Below are 22,433 nucleotides of genomic sequence, written 5' to 3' on the forward strand. Positions count from 1 at the left end.
CCGAGGTGCACAATCTGGCCCCCCACTCGATGATGTTCGCCTACGCCGAAAATTACGTGCTCCCGCCGTCCCACGACGAAGCCGTCCAAGGCAAGCGGACGCTGCTGACCAAGATGCCGGGCGCTTACGAACAGAAGTTCGCGAATCTCAGGCTTTTCTACGGCTACTGGATGACCCACCCGGGCAAAAAGCTGCTGGTCATGGGCGGCGAGTTCGGACAGTACGACGAATGGAAGGACCTTGGCGAGCTCGACTGGCCGGTGCTCCGTTACCCGCTGCACGATTCGATGCGGCGATTCACGCGCGATCTCGGGTCCGTCTACCGGAACGAGGCCGCGCTGTGGGAGCAGGATCACTCGCCCGACGGCTTCAAATGGATCGACGCGGATAATGCCGCCCAGAGCGTGCTTTCCTATATCCGGTTTGGCAAGAAAAGAAAATCGCATCTTGTGGCCGTCTGCAATTTTTCGGCGGCCGCCCATCCGGTGTTTCGTATGGGCGTACCGACGGGCGCGTCTTACCGTCTGGCGCTGAACAGCGACGCCGCCGATTACGGCGGCTCCGGCGCGGCGATGCCCCGCAGGTTCAAGGCGGAGCGCAGCCCGCTGCACGGCCAGCCCTTCAGCATGGAGATCGTACTGCCTCCGCTGACGTTCCTGCTCTTTGAGCCGGATGCGTCCGTGGAGGACTAGCAAGTCTGGCACATTCTCAAGGAGAGCGGGGAGAGCAGGATGCATAAGAGCGAATGCATTGCCATGCTGTTGGCAGGCGGCGAAGGCCGCCGGCTCGGCGTATTGACCAAGGATCTTGCGAAGCCCGCCGTGCACTTCGGCGGCAAGTACAGAATCATCGATTTTACGCTCAGCAACTGCGTGAATTCAGGGATCGATACGGTGGGTGTCCTGACCCAATACCAACCGCTCGTGCTTAATCAATATCTCGGCATCGGCAGCCCGTGGGGGCTCGACCGCAGAGGCGGGGGCATGCACGTCCTGCCGCCGTACGTCCGCTCCAAAGGCGGCACGTGGTACAAAGGAACGGCGAACGCGATCTACCAGAACATGGGCTTCATCGAAGGCTACGATCCCGAGTACGTGCTGATCATTTCCGGCGATCATATCTACAAAATGGACTACGACGAATTGCTCGAATCCCACAAGCGCAATCGCGCCGACGCGACAATCGCGGTCATCACCGTGCCGTGGGCGGAGGCGAGCCGCTTCGGTATCCTGAGCGTGGACGAAGACGACCGGGTCGTCGAATTCGCCGAAAAACCGAAGAAGCCCAATAGCAATCTCGCGTCGATGGGCGTTTACATTTTCACGTGGAAGGTGCTGAAGGAAGCGCTGATCCGCGACGAAGCGACGCAAGGCTCGTCGAACGACTTCGGCAAGGATATTATTCCGATGCTGCTTGAGGACAACGCTCGCCTGTTCACCCACCGGTTCGACGGCTATTGGAAGGATGTCGGGACGATCGATTCGCTCTGGGAGGCCAATATGGATCTGCTGGAGGATGAGCCGGCGCTGAATCTCAACGACCGGTCCTGGCGCATCTATTCCGTCAATCCGAACATGCCCGCACACTACCTGTCGCCGTCGTCGAGCGTTCAAAGCTCGCTCATCAACGAAGGCTGCGTCGTCGAAGGAACCGTCAACCGCTCGGTGCTGTTCCAATGCGTCACCGTCGGGGAAGGCAGCTTTATCGAGGACTCGGTCATCATGCCGAACGCGAAGATCGGCAAAAACGTGCGGATCGTGCGCGCGATCGTCGGCGACGGTGCCGTCGTCGGAGACGGCTGCGTCATCGGCAGCGCGGACGCAGCCGAGATCGCCGTGGTCGGCAGCGGCGACCGCATCGAAGCCGAAGCCAAACTCGAGGAGGCGAAGTCCTGATGAAACTGCCGCTGATGGGCGTCATCAATCTGATTCACGAGACCGAGGACATGGGCCCGCTCACGAGCGCCCGCTGCCTCGCGACGGTGCCGTTCGGCGCCCGCTACCGCTTGATCGACTTCGTCCTGTCCTCGATGGTCAATTCGGGCATGAACAAGGTGGCCGTGTTTGCCCATACGAAATACCGCTCGCTCATGGATCACCTCGGCTCGGGCAGCAACTGGGATCTTCACAGCAAGCAAAGCGGCCTGTTCGTGCTGCCTCCGTCGATGGAGGACCAGTCCGATTTCGGCAAGGGAGACCTGTACCACTTTTACCGCCACAGGGACTACTTCGCGCGCAGTCCGCTCGAATACGTCGTCGTCGCGCGCAGCCATATGGTGTGCAATATCGATTTCGCCAAAGTGCTCGAGCAGCATCGCGCCCGCGGTTCCGACATCACGGTCGTATGCAAAGAGTGGCCGGACGCGGCGACGGGACTGACGCGCAAGGCGAAGCTGGACGCGGACGGCCGGATCGTCGACATGCAGGATCACTTCGGCAGGCTGGCGAGCGACGTCGTCTCGATGGAGATGTACGTCCTGCGCAAGGAGCTGCTGCTCGATCTGGTGGATACCTCGCTCGCACAGGGCAAGGATCACTTCGTCCGGCACGCCGTCATGCCCCGGCTTGGCGAGCTGAAGGTCGACGCGTTTATGCACGAAGGCTTCCTGGGCGTCGTGAACAACATCCCGTCCTACTACAAGCACAGCCTTGAGCTATTGGATCCGAAGGTTTGGAACGAGCTGTTCTTCGAGCCGGGTCCGATCTTCACCAAGGTGAAGGACGAACCGCCTACGCGGTATCGCGCCGGCTCCTCGGTGTCCGGCTCGCTCATCGCGAACGGCTGCGATATCGAAGGCCGTGTGGAGGGCAGCATTCTGTTCCGCGGCGTCAAGGTGCACAAGGACGCGGTCGTGCGCAATTCGATCGTCATGCAGAACGGCGTCATCGGCGAGCACGGTCTGCTGTCGAACTGCATTTTGGACAAGGAAGTGGAGATCCGCAGCGATCAACAGCTGATGGGAGCTTCCGATTTGCCTTACATCGCGCTGAAGCGCAAAATCATCTAGATTCGGAGGTGTTCCATGAACGTTTGGTTCGTAGCGTCCGAAGGCGTTCCTCTCGTCAAGACGGGAGGGCTCGCCGACGTCATCGGGGCGCTGCCCAAGGCGCTCGGCGGTCGCGGCATCGACGTGACCGTCGTCCTTCCCAAATACGGGAGCATACCCGGCTCATACTTGGAAAACGCGACATTTAAAGGCTATTACTATATCACGATGGGATGGCGCAGAGAGTACTGCGGGCTGTTCGAGGTGATCGCGGACGGCGTTCGGTTTCTTTTGATCGACAACGAGTTCTATTTCAAGCGCGAATCGGCCTACGGCTACGGCGACGATGCGGAGCGCTTCGTCTTTTTCAGCTTCGCTGCCGTAGAGGCGATGCTGCGGGAGCCGTCGCTGCCCGACGTCGTGCACTGCCACGACTGGCAGGCCGGGCTTGTGCCGTTCCTGCTTCGCACCAGGTACGCCTACGAGCCGGCCGTGCAGCGCGTGCGGACGGTCTTTACGATTCACAATTTGCAGTATCAGGGCGTATTCTCTCGCGAACTGCTGCAGGATCTGCTGTCCGTCGGCGACGACGCGTTTACGGGCGACAGCCTTGAATTTTACGGCGCCGCGAGCTGCATGAAGGCGGGGCTTCGTTTCGCGGACAAGCTGACGACGGTCAGCCCTTCCTACGCGCTGGAGATTCAGACGGCCGAATACGGGGAAAAACTCGAAGGCGTGCTGCGCCAGCGGGCTGGCGACCTGGTCGGCATCCTGAACGGCATCGACACGCAGTCGTACGATTCGATGACCGATCCGGCGCTGCAAGTACGGTACCGGGATTCGCTGGCAAAGAAGCGTCTGAACAAGCCGGCGCTGCAGCGTGAGCTCGGGCTCGCCGAGGACGCCGAGGCCCCATTGATCGGCGTCGTCTCACGGATGGTCGGGCAAAAAGGCTTCGACTTGATATTGGACAGCCTCCCCGCGCTGATGGACGAAGGCGCCCAGCTCGCCGTGCTCGGCTCGGGCGATCCGCACTTCGAGCACATGCTCGGCGAGGCGCTTCAACGTTACCCGGGACGGCTCGCGGTCTGGTTCGGCTTCAACGAGGCCCTTGCGAGACGAATTTACGCGGCGTCCGACATGTTCCTGATGCCGTCTCGCTTCGAGCCTTGCGGCCTGAGCCAGCTCATCTCGCTGCGCTACCGGACGGTGCCGATCGTGCGCGAGACGGGCGGGCTCAAGGATACGGTCGAGCCGTTTAACGAGTTCGCCGGCACAGGGACGGGCTTCACCTTCGGCCCGGCGAGTGCGCACGATCTGATCTACACCGTGCGGCGCGCGCTCCGTTTCTACCGGGAACAGCCCGAGGCGTGGAAACAGATCGTGACGAACGGCGCGAAACGTGACTATGGATGGGGTAGCTCGGCCAAGCAATACGAACTACTATATAGAGAGCTCGTTAAATAGAGGGCGGTCCGCAGCGATGGCGGCCCAATAGGAGAGGGGAATGCTGGCATGGCCCGACATCTCGTAATCGGCAACGGCAAGATGCTCATTAACCTGGACGATCACTGCTTTATCCGCGATCTTTATTTCCCGTTCGTCGGCCAGCTCAACCATATCGGCGGGCAGCAGTGCCGCTTCGGCATCTGGTGCAACGGCGCCTTCGTCTGGCTGGACGATCCTTCCTGGCGCATCGAGCTTGGCTATATCGAAAATTCGCTCGTGACGAACGTGATCGCCAGGCATGACGGTCTCGGTCTCGAGCTGTACGTCAACGACGGGATTCACCAGCGGGAGAGCATCTATATGAAACGCGTCGTCGTTCGCAATCTGACGGGGGAACCGAAGGACGTGCGTGTGTTCTTCCACCAGGATCTGATGATCGACGGCAACGAGGTCGGCGACACGGCGGCTTATTATCCGATGAACCGGACCGTGTTCCACTACAAGCGTTCCTCCTACTTCATGTTCAACGGCCGCTCCCAGACCGGCGGCATCTACCAGTTCACGACCGGCATCAAGCGATTCCATTCGGCCGAAGGGACTTGGCGCGACGCCGAGGACGGCGAGCTGATGGGCAACGCGATCGCGCAAGGCTCCGTGGACAGTACGATCAGCTTCAGGCTCGAGCTGCCCGCGAATGCGGAGAGCTCCTTATACTACTGGATGTCGGTCGGCAGCGATCTAGAGGAGGTCAAGCGTCTCGACCAGTACGTGCTCGAGAGCGACCCGGAGAAGCTGCTGAGCCGGATCGTCATCTACTGGAATCACTGGCTGACGAAGGTCGGCACGCAGTACCAGTTCGGCGATCTGCCGCCCGAGGTCGTGCGGCTGTTCAAGCACAGCCTGCTCATCGTGCGCACGCAGATCGACGAACGCGGCGCCATTATGGCCGCCAACGATACGGACATTTTGCAATACAACCGCGACCACTACAGCTACATGTGGCCGCGCGACGGCGCACTGATCGCCGATGCCATGTCGCTGGCCGGCTATCACGGCACGATCGCGCCGTTTTTCCACTTCTGCAACGACGCGCTCGCGCCCGAAGGCTACTTGTACCACAAGTACAATCCGGACGGCACGGTCGGTTCGAGCTGGCATCCGTACGTCGTGCACGGTCTGCCCCGGCTGCCGATCCAGGAGGACGAGACGGCGCTCGTGCTGTTCGCGCTCTGGAAAGATTACGAGCGGCACGGCGAGATCGAGCTGCCTCAGTCGCTTTATCCGAGCCTCGTGCGCAAGGCGGCGTCCTTCCTGTGCGACTATATCGAGCCATCGCTCGGTCTGCCGCTCCCGAGCTACGATCTGTGGGAGGAGCGCTACGGCATCTGGACGTACACCGCGGCGTCCGTATACGGGGGCTTGATGGGGGCCGCGTACTTCGCGGACCTGTTCGGCGATTACGAGCGCAGTGACCGCTATCGCAATGTGGCGGAGCGGATCAAGCTCGGCATGCTGACGCATTTGTGGGACGAAGCGTCGGGGAGATTCGCGCGGGGGCTCGCGCTGCGGGACGGCAAATGGGAAAAAGATATGACGCTCGAGAGCAGCGTGTTCGGCCTGTTCGAGTTCGGCGTTCTGCCGGCCGGCGACGACCGCGTCGTCCGCACGATGCAAGCGATTCAGCAAGGACTGTCGATCAAGACGGATATCGGCGGCATCGCCAGATACACGAACGACTACTATTTTCAGCAGTCCGACGATTTGGAACGCGTGCCCGGCAACCCGTGGATAATTTGCACGCTGTGGGTCGCGTATTTCCAGATCGAGACCGCGACCAGTCTGGCGGATCTCGATGCGCCGCGCATCACGCTCGAAAAGATCGTCCGTTCGACGCTCGAGGGCGGCAACATGCCGGAGCAGATCCATCCGACCCAAGGCACGCCTCTCTCGGTGGCGCCGCTTACCTGGTCGCATGCGACCTATATCAAGACCGTATGCCTCTACGTTCGCAAGCACGAGGAGCTCGCGGCGAACGCCGTAAAAGGCGACGCCGTCTAAGACGCCTCGGCATAAGGCGCGTTCAAAGGATATTCGACTGCCATCCTCCGACGCCGGGGATGGCTTTTCGATTTTTGAACGAAAACGAAACTTTTTCCGGCCGATCGGTGTAAATAGGTAAAGCGACCCAGCGCGAAAGGAGAGCCGTATCTATGATTCGAACCCAGCCTCGTCCTTCTGCCGAGCCCTTGATAACGCCGGCCTTTTTGATTCTCTGTCTTATCTCGCTGCTCTGTCTGTCCATGCTCGTCGTCAGGGAAGCGCAGGTCGGCGACGACCGCTACCGGTTCCTGCTCTGGAACCTGTTCCTGGCCTGGCTTCCGCTGCTCGTGTCGATGGCCGCGGCAGGCGCCGATCGCCTGCTGACGAGGGCGCCGGCCGCGCGCGGCGGACTGCTGCTCGTGCTCGGGGTCGGGTGGCTGCTGCTCTACCCGAACGCACCGTATTTGACGACCGACCTGATCCATCTGATCATGAATCCGACCTATAGCTGGCGTCAGTCCACCGAATCGCTGCTCCTCTGGTACGATCTGATCGTGTTTTTCCTGTTCGCATGGTGCGGCCTGCTGCTCGGGTACTTGTCGATGCGGCAGTTCCATCGTCTAGTCTCGGGGTATCTCGGCGATGCGGCGGGGTGGCTGTTTATCGTAGCCGTATCGTTTCTCGGCGGGTTCGGCGTCTATTTGGGGAGAGTCATCCGCCTCAACAGCTGGGACGTCGTGTTCAGTCCGTTCAGGCTGGCGAACAGCGTCATCGGCGGCATCAACACGAACGGCGCGATCTTGACGATCCTGTTCGGCATGCTCATCCTGATCGTCTATTTGTCGCTCTACGGTCTTGGCATCCATCGCGGGCCGGGTCGGGACGGCGTTGCCCGGGACGGGGCCGGCGGGTTATCATAGTACATAGTTATAGTTGCTCGAGTCTAGGAGGCGGAATTCATGAGTTTCTTCAAAAAGTTAACGGAGACAGTCAGCAAAGGGGTTAGCACCGCCACGGAGAAGGCGCAGCAGACCGTGGAGATCACCAAGCTTCACTCGCAAATTGCGGGCAAGCGCAAGGAGATCGAACGGCAATATAACGAAATCGGCGAAGCCGTCTATAAGGCCTACCTTGCCGGCGATCTGTCCAAGGCGGAGAGCGAAGTCATCCCGGCCTGCCAGCTTATCGCGGACAAGGACCGCGAGATCGACGCCTTGGAAGACCGGGTTCGCGAGCTGCGCAACGAAAAGGAATGCGAGTGCGGTCAGCGCGTTCCGTTCCAGACGCGATTTTGCCCGGCCTGCGGCAAGCCGTTCCCGGAGCCGGCTCCCGCTCCGGCGGCCGAGGCGTCCGCGGACGGCGAGCTGTCCGTCTTGTCCGAGGAGGCGGCGCCCGAGCGTGCGTCGCAGGCGATCGATATTTACCCGGAGGATGAGTCCGCTGACGAAGCTTGGTCCGCTAGCCGCTCCGTGCCGGCCGAGGATCCTGCGCCAAGCGATCCTGAACCGGCACCGGTCAAGCCGGTTCTTCACAGCTGTACGGCCTGCGGAGCGGAAATGCCGGAAGAAGCGAGATTTTGCCAGGATTGCGGCAATCCGATGTATCCTTAACGGGAAACGGATCGAACTGCTGGACTATGAAGTTGTGAAACTGAAGAGTAGAGGGGCTGTCGCGGCGGGTAGGTTACCGCTGCGACGGCTTTTTTGCGTGGTTGGTTTAGGATGGTGAACGCGAAGAGCTGCAAATGTTATCCTTTAAGTGTAAATAAATGTGACATAAAAATCGATTATTCATAAAACAGCAATCAAAATAATGAAAATAAGAAGACAATTCATATTATATGTTATAAAATATAACATAATGAAGTGGGTGCATGAATTCAAAGAAAACCGTTCAGGCGAAGGAGGGGAGCGATATGGCGGCAATGTCCCGAAAAGACGCCAATCCCGATAACAGGCCGACCCGCGTCAGCTTTCCGATCACGGAGCCCAAGGAAGAACTGTCGTTCGCGAAGGCCGAAGAGCGGATGGCGCCAAACCGCTTGCAGGCAGACGATTATCATCAATTGGCCGATCTGAGATCCACGATCGGAAAGGTGTCGCGCCTGCTCCTGGAAGGCGGCAGCCTCCAGCAGGCGCTGGACGCGATAGAAGAGACGCTGGGCAATCCGATCGCGGTGCTCAGAAGCAGGGAAGGCGAGTGGCGTTCGGAAGGGCTCGGTGCGCCTGCCGCCGCACCGCTCGCGGCGGGTGCAGCGGCCTACGTAAGATGCGAAGGGGAGCGGTCGACGTCCTCCGGCTTTGTCGGCTTGGAAGACGGGAGAAGAGTTTATATCCATTGGATCGCGAATCGACCTGCGAATCCGACTGCCATCGCCCTCTTCGAGCTTAATCGTCCGATCACCGCCCTGGATATGCTGATGCTCACGCGTCTGTCGGCGTTTCTGGACCTGGAGATGGCCAATATCGACGCGGTGAGAGAGGTTGAAGGTAAATACCTCGAGCTGTTTTTGCAAGACTGGCTGGCAGGGAAGATCGTCTCCGAACGCGATTGGACGGTGCGTGCGGAGGTGTGCGGTTGCGAATTGAATCGTGCAGGCAGGCTGTGCGTCGCGGTAGCCGGCCTGGCGGAAGCGGGGAGCGATGCTGCGGGCGGCAAGCTCGCGGAGCTGGCCCGCCGGCTCAGGACGGGCGGCAGGCGGACCGGAAGGGAGCTGCTCTCGGCCGTCTACGGCGGCGATCTCGTCCTGATTATGTCCGACAGCGGCGGACACGATCACGATGAAGCGAGCGCGGAAGAGCGGCTTCGGGAGCTGCTCGACGAGCTTCGCGCAGAGCTCGCCTTGCCGGTGCTCAGGCTGTTCGCCGGCCGGCCGGTCGAAAAGCCCGAGCTGCTGCCCGCTAGTCTGTCGCAAGCGAAAAGGGCGAAGCAAGTAGCGGAAGTATGCGGACTGGCGGGGGAGGTCGTGTCATACGACAACCTCGGCGTGTACGCGCTGCTATATTTGATTCCCGGCGGCGAAGAGCGCGAGCAATTTTTGCGCCGCTACATGGCTCCGCTGCAGCAGGCGGACCGCAAAGGCGGCGGCCGACTGGCGGAGACGCTGGAGATGTTTTTCAAATGCAACGGCAATATCAAGCTGACGTCCGAGAAGCTGTATGCGCATTACAATACGATCGTCTACCGACTGGACAAAATTCAGAGTATTCTCGGCGTATCGCTCGACGATCCCGAGGACAGGCTGCAGCTTCAGCTGTCATTGAAGCTTGGCCAAATATCGCCCGGCAGCTATTGACCGCAGACTTGCCGGACCATCCTAACGTTTAAAAGCCTCCGGCCGCAGCGAGTGCGGACCGGAGGCTTTTTACGCTATCGAACCAGGCGCGGCTTCGCCGCAAGTCGATTAGAAAATGCCGGCTTTAAGGATGATGACGAGCAGAACGTAAAGTACCAGCGCGAACGCTGCTCCTGCCATAGCGCCGCCGCCGTATCCGCAACCTGCGCCTGCTACTCCGTATCCCATAGTAACAACCTCCCGATTAGGTTTATGTGATGAGCGATCACACAGTCATCATATGCGGAGGACGGCGGGCGGCTTGTGCGTTCGCCCGTTTACGGCGACGGTGCGTTATTTATTGTCGACTTCGACTTGAGGACGAATACCGGGGATCCGATTGCGGATATTGACGATCCGCGTCTCGGCGGTCTCGGGTCCGCCGCAGCCGATGCGGACGTGGGATGCGGCAGAAATGCCGGTGACGTCCACAGAACCGATCTCGATCGGCGCGCAGGCGGAGAAAAACAAAGCGGGCGGTCCCGGAGGGGGCGGCGCTATCGGAAGCGGCCTGGCGAACAGCGAATAAAATTCAAGACGGAACTCGTCGTTGCCGAAGGTCGCGAGCGAACGCTGCACCGCCAAAACGCGGGAATTCAGCTTCGCGCCGTCTCGATTGTCGCCGATTGCGAGAATGCCGGCATTGGAAATGGTGTTGACGTCTACGCATCTCACGGCGGATACGCGACTGCGCATCGGCTATTCTCCTTCCTCCGGCAGCGCCGGAAGAGGCGCCAACGGCCCGACGATAACGGACTCGGGCGGCGTATCGAAATAGGAGTACAACGTCATGCTCTGCGTATCGCCGATCAGGAGCGACGAAGAGCTCGACACGCCCAGAATGCGAATCGAACCGATCCGTACGGGTTCATTGTATACGTTCATTTGGTCGAAAAGCGCCATATCAGCTTCTCCTCTGCTCGACGGCTTCGGCGGCCCGCCGGCGGACGTAATTGTCGAAAGCGGCCCGAATATCCTTCTTCACCTTATCCATCACGCCCTGTCGCCAAGCCGCAAGCTCCCGCTCTCCGGCTTGCTCGGGCAAGGGCATCGTCCTGGCGTAATACTGGATTCTCGCGCCCAGCTGCGCCTTCACGTCCTCCGTTACCGCGCGAAGCTCAGACGGCTGGAAGTCGAGTCCGTTCTGGGCGGCGAGCGAAGATAGATTCGCCGGCGCTTCTCCGTTCATGAACGCGGCCCCTTCGCTCAGCAGTCCCGGAATTTGCGGCTCCGGTCCTTCCTGGCTGACTGCGGGCGTCTGCCACGTCCCGGGCGTCGGCACGTCGAACGCGTCGACGCCCGATTGGCCGTTCGGGCTGAGACCGATGTTCAGCGTGCCGTCCAGTCTGCTGACTTTGAGCTGGTCGAAGTGATATTCCACGTGCACGGGAGGCTTGCGCTGCAAGTCCTCGACACGGGTTTGCAGCTCGGAGATTTTAGCCTGCATCTGCGATTGCTGCTGCGTCAGCGCTGCGATCTGCTGCTCGTAGCTTTCGATCCTGGCGGCTGCGGCCTGAACTTGCGACTCGAGCGATTGCAGCCGTTTGGCGAGCTCGTCGCACACCTGTCCTTGAGAGGGATAGTACCATACCGCGTTCATGATCGTTGCCTCCTTGGGGTGCAGGTTACGCGAGCGCGGCCGAGGCTGATCGTCCGCCAAATCAGGTCGGATTCGGCAGCGGCACGAGCGCCAGCGGCGAATCGGCGTTCGCAACGGTCTCTTCCGTCAACTGTGCGGCGGGCTCGGTGAACCCGCCCGTATTGTATAGCTGGGATAGCGATTGTATATTTCCTGCGCTGCCGATCTGCAAGACGGATGAATTGGAGACGGCGTCGACTCGCAGTTGCCCGATCGCGATATGCTGATAAATGGTCAAGGACATTAGACGACCCCCGAGTTGCCGCCGACCTGCGCTTCCGAAGAGTCGGCAAGATCTTGATCGTTCGTATTGGTCGAGCTGATGCTGTTCGTTCTTGGAAAGTCTCCGGTAACGAAGGAGCCTGCGCCGGCGAACGTTTTTGTCGTACTCGTAGGCGTGATCTGCAGACAATCCCCGAACTGGACGACGCCGCTGGAGCCGATGCTGACGATTTTGACGGCTCCTACGATGCTGGGCATGCGGCAACGACTCCCTTTTGAATGGTCATGTCGTATTGTATGAAGGCAGGCGCCCAGATGTTCCCGTTTCCGGGGCTTCCGCACTCCCTCGCCCAGGCCCGCATAAGCTGATGTTGATTCAATGCCGGCGGTGCGAGTCGCCGCGGGCGATATGCGCAGCAACGTTTTGCCTGCGAGGGAGGAGGGCGCGATCCATGTCGTTTTTCGATGAAGGTCCGCTTCCCGATTGGAGCACGATCCGACAGCTGCTCGGCAAGGATCTGCCGTGGGACCTGATCAAGCAATGGGAGCATCAGGACGCTTCGTGGCTCGACGATTATATAAAGAAGCTTGGAATCGCCATGCCCGGGGGGCAGACGACGACTGCCGCGAGCGTTAGGCCGGAAGTCTCCGTCACCGCCAGCCCGCAAATGGAGGCGCGAAAAGAACAAAAGCGCGTCGTGGCTACAATCAAGCCGCCGCCCGGCACGGACCGCAGCGCCATCCGCATGCATGCGACGGCCGACCGGCTGCGCGTGTCCGGGCTGCCCGGCGAGGCGACCGCTTCGCTGAAGCTGCCCTGTCTCGTCTTGCCCAAGACGGGGAGAGTCGTCTGGAAAAACGGAAAATGGGTCGTCGTATTCAGGCGCAAGCCGTCCAGACAGGGCGAAGTCGAGCTGTTTATCGGGGAATAAGCGCGGCAAGCGTGTTCAATCGACCTCGAATTCGCTATAATGCAAACATCGGCACTTTTGCGTTTGCCGCGCGAGGGTGCGTCACGAGACAGGGAGGACACGCTTTTGGAACTGGTCGACGTATCTGAAGTTTCCGCTGGGCTGTTTATCGTTGGCGTCATTTTTATTTTGCTGGTCGGGGGCTTGCTCAGCATGGGCATACTCCGTTTTTTTCAGCTGAAAAAGGGACAAGGCTGGAGCTATATGATCGGCTCGCTCGTCTCCCTCGTCGCGTTCATACTGGTCGTCGACGAGTGGTTTGCCTGAGGAGCTTCCGAATTGACTTCGGCTGCGGGCTTCCTGCATGATGGGGATAAGCGTTCTGGATGAAAGGGGACAGGTTGGATGAGGAACGCCGTCGTGGCGGCGATGCGGCTGCCGATCGTATTTTACCGCCGGTTCGTCTCGCCGCTCAAGCCGCCCACCTGCCGGTTCGCGCCGACCTGCTCGGCTTACGCGCTCGAGGCGATCGAGGTGCACGGACCGCTTAAGGGCGCGGGCTTGGCCGCGGTACGCATCTGCAAATGCCATCCTTTTCATCCCGGCGGCTTCGACCCGGTCCCGCCGCCCAAAGGCAAGCGCGCGGCCGGTCGTCCGTCCGCTTGACACAGGCCCCCGCTCTGCGTTATATTTTGGCCATTACAACCGTATAACGATCCGATGAAGCGATGAGTACAAAGGTCGCGATCTATCTCAGAGAGCCGGGGACGCTGCGAGCCGGCATAGATCGCCTTTGGAAGATGGTCCTGGAGGATTCGTGCTCGAGCGCCGCTGCCGCCGCAGGCCGTCGACGAGAGCATGACGCGCGTTCCGGCGTTAACGGAGCTGCCGGTCGAAGGCGACCGGCGCGAATGAGCCTTCGCGACGCGCAAGCGGCGGAGGGAATTTGGGTGGTACCACGTGAGCGCAGACTCTCGTCCCATGACGGACGGGAGTCTTTTTGCGCTTTCCGGCCGAGATCTGCGCCACATCCCCTACAGGAGCTGATGAAGTTGACCGAAGCGGGCAAAACCTTTTATATCACGACGCCGATCTATTACCCGAGCGATAAGCTGCATATCGGGCATGCCTACACGACTGTCGCCGGCGACGCCATTTCCAGATACAAGCGTCTCCGCGGCTTCGAGGTTCGTTATTTGACCGGCACGGACGAGCACGGGCAGAAAATCGAACGCAAGGCTCAGGACGCAGGCAAGACGCCGCAGCAATTCGTCGACGATATCGTCGTAGGCATCAAGGAGCTATGGAAGAAGCTCGAGATCTCGAACGACGACTTCATCCGCACGACCGAGCCTCGCCATACGCGGGTCGTAGAGGAGATTTTCGAAAAGCTGCTGGCTAAGGGAGACATTTATAAAGGGGAGTACGAAGGCTGGTACAGCATCCCCGACGAGACCTTCTATACGGAGACGCAGCTCGTCGACGTCGTCAAGGACGAACGGGGCAACGTCGTCGGCGGCAAGAGCCCCGACAGCGGCCACCCGGTCGAGCTGGTCAAGGAAGAGTCTTACTTTTTCAAAATGAGCAATTACGTGGACCGGCTGCTCGCCCATTACGAGGCGCATCCGGACTTCATCCAGCCCGAATCGCGCAAGACCGAGATGATCAACAACTTCATCAAGCCCGGTCTCGAGGATCTTGCGGTGTCCCGGACGACGTACAATTGGGGCATTCCGGTTCGCTCCGATCCGAAGCATGTCATCTACGTTTGGATCGATGCGCTCTGCAACTACATCACGGCGCTCGGCTATGGCACGCCGGACGACGCGCTCATGCGCAAGTTCTGGCCGGCGGACGTACATTTGATGAGCAAGGAGATCGTCCGCTTCCATACGATCTACTGGCCGATCATGCTGATGGCGCTCGACCTGCCGCTGCCGAAGAAGGTATTCGCGCACGGCTGGCTGCTCATGAAGGACGGCAAAATGTCCAAGTCCAAGGGCAACGTGGTGGACCCGGTCAAGCTGATCGATCGCTACGGTCTCGATCCGGTCCGCTACTACCTGCTGCGCGAGGTGCCGTTCGGCTCCGACGGCACGTTCACGCCGGAGAACTTTGCGGAGCGGCTGAATTACGACCTGGCCAACGATCTGGGCAACCTGCTGAGCCGCACCGTCGCCATGATCGGCAAGTATTTCGACGGCGTCGTGCCGGAGGCTTCCGGCGCGACGGCGTTCGACGCGGACCTCGAGTCCGTGGCGGCGGCGGCCGTGCGCAAGACCGAGGAAGCGGTCGAGGCGATGGAATTTTCCGTCGCGCTCACGGCGATCTGGACGCTCGTCAGCCGGACGAACAAGTATATCGACGAGACGCAGCCGTGGGTGCTCGCCAAGGACGAGGCCGACCGCGGCGCGTTGGCTTCGGTCATGGCCCATTTGGCGGAGAGCCTGCGCATCGTATCGATTATGCTGCAGCCGTTCATGACGCACGCGCCCGCCCGTATCTGGGCGCAGCTCGGCATTGCCGAGGGTCAAGCGACCGCTTGGGACAGCATCGGCGCCTGGAGCGGCCTCGCGACCGGCGCGAAGGTGGAGAAGGGCGAAGCGCTGTTCCCGCGGCTAGATCTTGAGAGCGAGGTTGCCTGGATCGTGGACATGATGGGCGGCGGCGCCAAAGGGGAAGCGGCTTCGGAGAAGCCGACGTCGGGCGCGACCGCCGATGCCGCGCGCGAGGAGCAGAAGACGGGCGCGAAGGAAGAGATCTCGATCGACGACTTCGCCAAGATCGAGCTGCGCGTCGCGCAGGTCACCGCTTGCGAGCCGATCCCGAAGGCCGACAAGCTGCTAAAACTTCAGCTCGATCTCGGCGGCGAGTCGCGTCAGGTCGTGTCCGGCATCGCCCAGTACTACAAGCCCGACGAGCTGATCGGCGCCAAGGTCATCTGCGTCGCCAACCTGAAGCCGGTCAAGCTGCGCGGCGAGTGGTCCCACGGCATGATTTTGGCGGCTTCGGAGGGCGGGCAGCTGAAGCTTGCGACCGTACCGGAAGGAATGCCGAACGGCGCCTTGGTCAAATAATATCGGATAAAAAACCTGCGAATCCCAGTATTTCGCAGGTTTTTTATTTTAAATGAGCGTTAGTTTCAGGTATAGTAGTACTCATAGATTAACGGCATTGAGGAGGAGCAATTCGTGTACAGCGTCCCGGAGCGAAGGAGAAAAATATCCATTCGGACCAAGATTCTGTTCGGCAACGTGATCGTCATGGTCTTTTTGGGCATCGCGATCGTAGCGTTGACCCTGCGAATCGCGTCCTTGCAAAAAGAAGTGGAATTCATCAGCGCGCATGACATCCAGGTGCACGAGACGGTAAATCAGATTCAAAAAGACATCCTCGATATGGAGACCGGGATGAGAGGTTACGTCATCAGCGGCGACGAAGATTATTTGGAGCCCTATAATATGGGCAAGTCCAGATGGGAATCGGATCTCAACGCGTTGTCGGCGCTCGTCATCGACAATCCCGCGCAGTTGCGCAACCTGGACAGCATCAAGTCGAACATCCAATCTTGGACGGATACGGCGAGTGAAAACGCGATCGCTTTCAAACGAAGCGGAGATACGGAAAGTCTCGACCGTTTTTTTCGGGAGAAAAACGGCAAGAGCAAAACGGACGCGCTCCGGCAGCAGCTGCAAAGCTTCAAGGATACGGAAATGAGCCTGACGAACCAACGGGTGACGGATCTGAGAGAGAGAAACGCATCCCTGATCTTTTTCCTTTATCTGCTCTGGCTGTTCGTCGCGATCATCGCGATCGCCATCGCCTGGTTCATCTCCGGCACCGTCATCAAGACGATCCGCAAGGTCAGCACGACGATTCGTCAGATTGCGTCGCAGGACGGCAATCTGGACCAACGGATCGAGATCAGCACGCGGGACGAGATGATGGAGCTAGGGGACTCGACCAACGCCCTGCTCGATTCGATCGAGCGTCAGAATCTTCGCAAAGACCAGATTGCCGAGATCGCCACGCTGCTTCAGGAACAGAACGATATCAATGCCGTCGGCCGGCTGTTCATGAATCAGATGGTTCGTGTGTTCGAAATCCCGTTCGGCGTCTTGTACGTACGCGACCAGGCGAACCATCTCGTGAAGAACGCGGCTTATGCGGAAGCCTTCGAGAACTTCGGACGCAAGGAATTCCAAATGGGTGAAGGCTTGGTCGGGCAATGCGCGGCAGGCTCCCGCACGATGGTCATCAATCAAGTGCCGGACGGCTACGTGAACATTCAATCCGGCATCGGCCAATCTGCGCCTAAGCAAATCGTGCTGCTGCCGGTATCGTTCGAAAAAACGGTCGTCGGCGTACTCGAGGTCGGCGCGTTCAAGCCTTTCAGAAAGTCGGACATCGAGCTGCTCGAGCAGCTCGCGGGCATGCTCGGCGTGACGATCCAATCCGTGAAGAGCCGCATGGAAATGGAACAGCTGTACACGGAGGCCCAAGCAGCGAACGAGGAGCTTCAGGTACAGTCCGAAGAGCTTAACGCCCAGTCGCTTGAGCTGCTGACGATGAACGACGAGCTCAAGCGCAGCTCCAATTTCAAGAGCGAATTTCTGGCGAACATGTCACACGAGCTGCGGACGCCGCTCAACAGCATGCTGATCTTGTCCCAGATGCTGGCCGAGAACCGGCACGGTCACCTGACCGAGGACGATATCAGCTACGTCAATACGATCTACAGCGCCGGCAACGATCTGTTGAATCTGATCAACGATATCCTCGACCTGTCCAAGGTAGAGGCCGGCAAGCTCGACATCGAGATGGGCAACATTATCTTGGCTGACCTTCAGCTCACGATCCAGAACAACTTCCAGGAAGTCGCCGCCAAGAAAAGACTGGACTTTGCCGTACGCATCGCGCCGGAAACGCCGGCATGGCTCGAAACCGACGGATTCCGCCTGCAGCAAATTTTGAAAAACTTGCTGTCCAACGCGTTTAAGTTCACCGAAGCCGGCAAGGTCGATCTGACGATTGGCGTTCATGCGAACAATTCCTGGGGGCAGCAGGAGATCTCGTTTACGGTTACGGATACGGGCAGAGGCATCGCGCGCGACAAGCTCGGCCTGATTTTCGAAGCGTTCACCCAAGCTGATAGCGGCACCGCCCGCAAGTACGGGGGAACCGGTCTGGGCCTCACGATCTCGTCGTCGCTCGCGAATATGCTCGGCGGGCGGATCGAAGTCCAGAGCGAAGAGGGAAAGGGCAGCGAATTTACGCTCTATCTGCCAGCTCAGCGCTCGCTCGGCGAATTGGACGAGGCAATCGCTTCGAAGCAGCTCGCCACGTCCTCGTCCGCGCTGTCCGCCGCCGATCCGGTGTCCATCGCTGTATCGGAGATGCCGCTCAGTACCGCAGAGTTGAAGGGACGCCGCGTCCTGTTGGTGGACGACGACGCGCGCAATCTGTTCGCGCTGTCGCATGTGCTCGAATCGCTTGAGATGACGTTCACGATCGCCCACGACGGCCTCGAGTGTATGGACCGTCTCCAAGCCGGCGACACTTACGACTGTATCCTGATGGATATCATGATGCCTGACATGGACGGCTTTCAAGCGATACGCGAGATTCGCCATACGCTGCAGTTGAGCACGCCGATCATTGCGGTGACGGCCAAGGCGATGAAGGAAGACCGGGACAAATGCCTGGAGGCCGGCGCGAACGCTTATATCAGCAAGCCGGTACAGGTTCAACAGCTCATATCCATCATGGTCGCTCAGATGAAGGTAGAAGCATGAAGAGGTGGGGCCGGTTTTTCCGGCCCCACTTTCATCCGTAAGGAGGAACCTATGAGTCAACTGAACATTGGAATCGCATTTGCGGGGGGGCTCGCTTCGTTCATCTCTCCTTGCTGCCTTCCTTTATATCCGTCGTATTTGTCTTACATAACCGGTATATCCGTCACGCGCCTGAAAACCGAGTCCGGCAAAGAAATACGCACGAAAACGATGGCGCACACGTTCTTTTTCATTTTAGGCTTTTCCGCTGTGTTCTTTACGCTCAGCTATACGGCAAATACGTTCGCCTATACGTTCCGGGAATATCAGGACTTGATCCGTCAGATCTCGGCGATCCTCATCGTGCTGATGGGCCTGTTTTTGCTGGGCGTCTTCCAGCCGCAGTTGCTTCTCAAGGAGCGCAAAATGAATGTGAGCTGGCGTCCGGCCGGTTATATCGGCTCCTTTATTTTCGGGATCGGCTTTTCTGCCGGCTGGTCTCCTTGTGTAGGTCCGATTTTGACGGCCATTCTCGCTTTGGCGGCCAGTGAGCCGAACACTTGGGCAAGCATGACCGCAGCGTATTCATTAGGCTTCGGCGTCCCGTTTTTCGTGCTCGCGTTTTTTATCGGATCGGCCAGATGGATCTTGAAATATTCCGACAAGCTGATGAAAATCGGCGGCGCACTTATGATATTGATGGGCATCCTGCTGTTTACCGACCGCATGACCGAGATTACGATATGGCTGAACCGGATTACGCCGGATTGGCTGTTGTTTTAAGACGCTTTTTTAAGTGAAGTATTCGATCTTGGCGCTTGGGAAAGCTTCGAAGATGCGTTCGGTAATAAAAACGCGAAGCGCATCGGCCTGCTCGTCGGGGTAAACGTATTTATTTTGACCCCATCGACCCCATTTCTTTTTCCGTTTCGCCTCGTCCATTTCGAGCTTCGTTTTCGGATAGCGCTTCTCGATAATCGTCTTGGCGGTCTTTGTGAAGCGGTGCTGGATCAGCTCGAACGTCAAGTCGCTGCCCGCTTCGGGCGGCAACGCGGCCGCCAGCCGATCGAGTAATTCGGCGTAGCCGTCCTCCCACCCGTCGAACCAGATGATCGGGGCGATGATGAATCCGAGCGGATAGCCCGCTCTCGCGATTTTGCCGGCCGCTTCGATCCGTTCGGCGAACCGCGAAGTGGCGGGCTCGAAGCTGCGGATGACATAATCGGCGTTAATGCTGAATCGGACACGCGTATGACCGCCGTGCGTTATGCCGAGCAGCGAGTCGACGTGATGGAACTTAGATACGAACCGCAATCGGCCGAGCGGCTGCTTCGCCATAAAGGCGATCGTCTCGGCAAGCGATCCGGTAATATGCTCAAGACCGAGCGGATCCGACGTACAGGCCGCCTCGAACCGGGTGATCTCCGGACTGCGTTCATCGATGTAATGTTTGGCGGCGGCCAAGATCTCCTCGATATTGACGTATACGCGAATATAGGGCTTCGCGCCAAGCGTCGTTTGCAGGTAGCAGTAATGGCAATGGCCCATGCAGCCCGTCGCGAGCGGAATAGCATACTCGGCCGAAGGCTTCGACGTATCGAACTTCAGCGTCTTGCGGAGGCCGACGACAAGCGTCCTTTTCGCAATCTTGTATTGCTCCGTCTCGGTCTCCCCGGGCAAATTCGTGATTCGGTTATGCGAACTGGTCATTCTGTACGGAATGCCTTCCCGCAGCGCCCAATCCCGGATTCGAACGCCCATCGGATAGTTAAGCGACTCCGGCTCAAAATAGACGAGCTCGGGTACGAACGGCTTGGTCGATACGGATTTGCGCAGTTTTTCGGTGACGCCGGCGCTCATCGTTCACTCGCCCCCTTTGAATCCGTAGTATGCTTCGTCCGCGGGTGCGGGACACCGGTTAACTTTTGGATAGGAATCGGCTTGGGGAGAACGAGCGGCTTGCCCTTGTCGAACGAGCGTTGTATGATACAAAGAGTTATTAACCGTCGGGAAAGGGGACAGTTCGGTGCCGACGCCAAGCATGGAAGATTATCTCGAACGCATCTACAGGCTGATCGACGAGAAGGGATACGCCCGCGTATCCGACATCGCCGAAGGACTGGAAGTGCACCCCTCGTCCGTGACCAAGATGATTCAGAAGCTGGACAAGGATCAATATTTGATTTATGAGAAGTACCGAGGGTTGATCCTCACGAGCAAAGGGAAAAAAATCGGAAAGCGGCTCGTCGATCGGCATCATCTGCTCGAATCGTTTCTGAGCGTGATCGGCGTGCAGCATGAAAATATTTACCGCGACGTGGAAGGAATCGAGCATCATTTGAGTTGGGATTCCATCACCTGCATCGAGACGCTGGTCGAATATTTTAATCGTGACGATGCGCGCCGGGCCGAGCTCATGCGCATCCGCGCCGAATTGGATACGGAATAAGACGAAGAGGACGCGGACGCGTCCTCTTTTTCTTGTCAATGAAGGCGACGGATCATCGCAAGTCGGGCGCATCGGAGTGCAGCGCAAGCGTTCTTGCGTGAGCGGTCTGCGCCTCCGTTCTTCCGCATAAGCTTGCAGTAACCGGCTTGATGCGAACGGAGGTAGCCTCATGCAGCTGAAGAGGATCAACGCGGTTTTCGAAGGCGGGGGAGTGAAGGGCATCTCGCTCGCCGGCGCGGTGCGGGCTGCGGAGCTGAACGGTTATGGCTTCCATCAAGTGGCCGGAACGTCCGCCGGTAGCATCGTGGCTTCGCTGATCGCCGCCGGGTACAATGCGTCGGAGATGAAAGCGATCATCGACGGAACGCCGTTTTCCGACTTTTTAAAGAGGGCGCCCATTTTTAACGTCAAGCTGCTCGGTCCGGCCGCTCGCCTGTTGCTATTCAAGGGACTGTACAGCGGCGACGCGCTCGAATCATGGGCGGAAAAACTGCTGGCGGCTCGCGGAATTCGCACGTTCGGGGATTTGCCTCCGGGCCGCCTGCGCATCGTCGCCTCGGATATTACGAACGGCAAACTACTAGTTTTGCCGGATGACATCGCAGATTACGGGATGGATCCCCGGGAATTGGGCGTGGCCCAGGCCATTCGCATGAGCGTGAGCATTCCTTACTTTTTCGATCCCGTCATAATACGCAGCGCCTCGGCTTACCGCCCGTTCAAGCGCGCGAGGCGTCACGACAAAAGCTTGATCGCGCACGGCTCCTATGTCGTCGACGGCGGACTGCTCAGCAATTTCCCGTTATGGCTGTTTGAAGAACCTGAGGCGAAGGAGCCCGTACTGCCCGTCGTCGGCTTTCAAATGGTCGGCAGGCCGAATCCGAAAGGGCATCGGATCAGCGGACCGTTCACGATGTTTTATGCCATGTTCGAAACGATGCTGAGCGCCCACGACGAGCGTTACATCGAAAAAAACAATCGCGTGCGCACGATTAAAATTCCGACGCTCGGCGTTCGAACGACGGATTTTCATTTGTCGGAAGCGCAGAGCGAGAGCTTGTATGCGTCAGGATTAAGGGCAGGAAGCGAGTTTTTCGACCGGTTCGACTACAGGACCGGGATATGTCCGCCTGGACCGCCTGGCAGCGATCCTTCTCCAAACCCTGCGCCAAGTCCGGCCAAAGTTCGGTTCGGATACGCCAAGCCGGCGGAGCGGCCAAATAAAAAGGATTGAGGCGGGAGCCTCAATCCTTTTTGCGCGGCGGCCGGTGGAACGACCGTCAATGATAGGTCGGCGGTTCGTCGTCGCGTCCTTTGCTGCCTTCGATGACACGGAACGGCGAAGGGCTGCGCCGAGGTTTGGCTGCGGCTTCTTTGCCTTGCTGGCGCTTCTTGCTTTGCGCAGCCGCGCGCTGGTAGTCGGAGCGTGCCGAACCGCCGCGAGCCCATCGATTGGGCGGGAATTTGTACAAGATCCAGACGATCGCGACGAGCACGACAGGGATGATAAGCGTCTGGCCGCCGTTCACGATCGAGGACGCGATCCCGATGGCGATGAGCGCCAAAAGTATGGCAAACCAAGTGGGCATTCGATTGCGCTTGCGCATGGAGCGTCCCTCCCGTTGCATT

General features: G+C 59.1%; 24 protein-coding genes. 16 read left to right on the forward strand and 8 right to left on the reverse strand.

Going from position 1 to position 22,433, the window contains the following annotated elements; genetic code table 11:
• The 8 genes from KVT38_RS05080 to KVT38_RS05115 all read left to right on the forward strand — a co-directional run.
• On the forward strand, window positions 1-692 hold a 692-nt coding region (locus KVT38_RS05080), incomplete at its 5' end, for an alpha amylase C-terminal domain-containing protein (RefSeq protein ID WP_217592615.1).
• Between the two features lie 39 nt (window positions 693-731).
• Window positions 732-1,895: a glucose-1-phosphate adenylyltransferase gene (locus KVT38_RS05085; protein ID WP_217592616.1), complete on the forward strand. Its 1,164-nt coding sequence runs from the start codon at window positions 732-734 to the stop codon at window positions 1,893-1,895.
• Window positions 1,895-3,007 carry a glucose-1-phosphate adenylyltransferase subunit GlgD gene (gene glgD, locus KVT38_RS05090; RefSeq protein WP_217592617.1) on the forward strand — a complete coding sequence of 371 codons (1,113 nt, stop codon included), beginning with the start codon at window positions 1,895-1,897 and terminating at the stop codon, window positions 3,005-3,007. Before KVT38_RS05085 ends, glgD begins: the two co-directional genes overlap by 1 nt.
• A gap of 15 nt (window positions 3,008-3,022) precedes the next feature.
• On the forward strand, window positions 3,023-4,453 hold the full coding sequence (gene glgA / locus KVT38_RS05095) for a glycogen synthase GlgA (protein WP_217592618.1): 1,431 nt from the start codon (window positions 3,023-3,025) through the stop codon (window positions 4,451-4,453).
• Between the two features lie 48 nt (window positions 4,454-4,501).
• A complete protein-coding gene (locus tag KVT38_RS05100) occupies window positions 4,502-6,493 on the forward strand; it encodes a glycoside hydrolase family 15 protein (protein ID WP_217592619.1) in 1,992 nt (663 codons plus the stop codon).
• Between the two features lie 152 nt (window positions 6,494-6,645).
• Window positions 6,646-7,395, forward strand: a complete 750-nt coding sequence (locus tag KVT38_RS05105; protein ID WP_217592620.1) for a DUF1361 domain-containing protein — start codon at window positions 6,646-6,648, stop codon at window positions 7,393-7,395.
• A 39-nt stretch (window positions 7,396-7,434) separates the two neighbouring features.
• Window positions 7,435-8,085, forward strand: coding sequence for a zinc ribbon domain-containing protein (locus KVT38_RS05110; protein WP_217592621.1), 651 nt, complete (start codon window positions 7,435-7,437; stop codon window positions 8,083-8,085).
• A gap of 305 nt (window positions 8,086-8,390) precedes the next feature.
• The gene (locus KVT38_RS05115) at window positions 8,391-9,770 is read left to right on the forward strand and encodes a PucR family transcriptional regulator (RefSeq protein ID WP_217592622.1); all 1,380 of its coding nucleotides are present in this window, start codon (window positions 8,391-8,393) and stop codon (window positions 9,768-9,770) included.
• Window positions 9,771-9,878: 108 nt separating this feature from the next.
• Here KVT38_RS05115 and KVT38_RS05120 read toward each other — a convergent pair whose 3' ends face one another.
• From KVT38_RS05120 to KVT38_RS05145, 6 genes are all read right to left on the reverse strand, one after another.
• Entirely contained in the window at window positions 9,879-9,998 is a 120-nt protein-coding gene (locus KVT38_RS05120) for a sporulation protein YjcZ (protein WP_090113152.1), read from the reverse strand.
• A 105-nt stretch (window positions 9,999-10,103) separates the two neighbouring features.
• Window positions 10,104-10,505, reverse strand: a complete 402-nt coding sequence (locus KVT38_RS05125; protein WP_217592623.1) for a spore germination protein GerPE — start codon at window positions 10,503-10,505, stop codon at window positions 10,104-10,106.
• 3 nt (window positions 10,506-10,508) lie between these two features.
• Window positions 10,509-10,712 (reverse strand): spore gernimation protein GerPD, encoded by a 204-nt coding sequence (locus KVT38_RS05130; protein WP_306795289.1) that lies wholly within the window; start codon window positions 10,710-10,712, stop codon window positions 10,509-10,511.
• A gap of 1 nt (window position 10,713) precedes the next feature.
• Window positions 10,714-11,409, reverse strand: a complete 696-nt coding sequence (gerPC, locus tag KVT38_RS05135) for a spore germination protein GerPC (protein ID WP_217592624.1) — start codon at window positions 11,407-11,409, stop codon at window positions 10,714-10,716.
• A gap of 61 nt (window positions 11,410-11,470) precedes the next feature.
• Window positions 11,471-11,692 (reverse strand): spore germination protein GerPB, encoded by a 222-nt coding sequence (locus tag KVT38_RS05140; protein ID WP_217592625.1) that lies wholly within the window; start codon window positions 11,690-11,692, stop codon window positions 11,471-11,473.
• A complete protein-coding gene (locus tag KVT38_RS05145) occupies window positions 11,692-11,928 on the reverse strand; it encodes a spore germination protein (protein WP_217592626.1) in 237 nt (78 codons plus the stop codon). The genes KVT38_RS05140 and KVT38_RS05145 overlap by 1 nt, the downstream gene beginning before the upstream one ends.
• Before the next feature lie 194 nt (window positions 11,929-12,122).
• Between KVT38_RS05145 and KVT38_RS05150 the strand changes: the two genes are divergently transcribed.
• The 6 genes from KVT38_RS05150 to KVT38_RS05175 all read left to right on the forward strand — a co-directional run bounded on the left by KVT38_RS05150 (window position 12,123) and on the right by KVT38_RS05175 (window position 19,138).
• On the forward strand, window positions 12,123-12,602 hold the full coding sequence (locus KVT38_RS05150; RefSeq protein WP_217592627.1) for a hypothetical protein: 480 nt from the start codon (window positions 12,123-12,125) through the stop codon (window positions 12,600-12,602).
• Between the two features lie 105 nt (window positions 12,603-12,707).
• Window positions 12,708-12,908 carry a hypothetical protein gene (locus KVT38_RS05155; protein ID WP_217592628.1) on the forward strand — a complete coding sequence of 67 codons (201 nt, stop codon included), beginning with the start codon at window positions 12,708-12,710 and terminating at the stop codon, window positions 12,906-12,908.
• Window positions 12,909-12,986: 78 nt separating this feature from the next.
• On the forward strand, window positions 12,987-13,247 hold the full coding sequence (gene yidD / locus KVT38_RS05160; protein ID WP_254639010.1) for a membrane protein insertion efficiency factor YidD: 261 nt from the start codon (window positions 12,987-12,989) through the stop codon (window positions 13,245-13,247).
• A gap of 380 nt (window positions 13,248-13,627) precedes the next feature.
• A complete protein-coding gene (gene metG, locus KVT38_RS05165) occupies window positions 13,628-15,658 on the forward strand; it encodes a methionine--tRNA ligase (protein WP_217592629.1) in 2,031 nt (676 codons plus the stop codon).
• Window positions 15,659-15,772: 114 nt separating this feature from the next.
• Window positions 15,773-18,376: a CHASE3 domain-containing protein gene (locus KVT38_RS05170; protein WP_217592630.1), complete on the forward strand. Its 2,604-nt coding sequence runs from the start codon at window positions 15,773-15,775 to the stop codon at window positions 18,374-18,376.
• A gap of 51 nt (window positions 18,377-18,427) precedes the next feature.
• Window positions 18,428-19,138 carry a cytochrome c biogenesis CcdA family protein gene (locus tag KVT38_RS05175; protein ID WP_217592631.1) on the forward strand — a complete coding sequence of 237 codons (711 nt, stop codon included), beginning with the start codon at window positions 18,428-18,430 and terminating at the stop codon, window positions 19,136-19,138.
• Between the two features lie 9 nt (window positions 19,139-19,147).
• Here the strand turns inward: KVT38_RS05175 and splB are convergent, their stop codons facing one another.
• On the reverse strand, window positions 19,148-20,215 hold the full coding sequence (splB, locus tag KVT38_RS05180; protein ID WP_217592632.1) for a spore photoproduct lyase: 1,068 nt from the start codon (window positions 20,213-20,215) through the stop codon (window positions 19,148-19,150).
• A gap of 166 nt (window positions 20,216-20,381) precedes the next feature.
• Here splB and mntR point away from each other — a divergent pair, with 166 nt between their 5' ends.
• A complete protein-coding gene (gene mntR / locus KVT38_RS05185; RefSeq protein WP_217592633.1) occupies window positions 20,382-20,804 on the forward strand; it encodes a transcriptional regulator MntR in 423 nt (140 codons plus the stop codon).
• 169 nt (window positions 20,805-20,973) lie between these two features.
• Complete coding sequence (locus KVT38_RS05190; RefSeq protein ID WP_217592634.1) at window positions 20,974-22,038, forward strand: patatin-like phospholipase family protein; 1,065 nt, start codon at window positions 20,974-20,976, stop codon at window positions 22,036-22,038.
• Window positions 22,039-22,084: 46 nt separating this feature from the next.
• Here KVT38_RS05190 and KVT38_RS05195 read toward each other — a convergent pair whose 3' ends face one another.
• Window positions 22,085-22,411, reverse strand: a complete 327-nt coding sequence (locus KVT38_RS05195) for an SdpI family protein (protein ID WP_254639011.1) — start codon at window positions 22,409-22,411, stop codon at window positions 22,085-22,087.
• Between the last annotated feature and the right edge of the window lie 22 nt (window positions 22,412-22,433).

The organism is Cohnella sp. GbtcB17 (assembly GCF_019091135.1).
In the GTDB taxonomy this organism is placed as follows: domain Bacteria; phylum Bacillota; class Bacilli; order Paenibacillales; family Paenibacillaceae; genus Cohnella.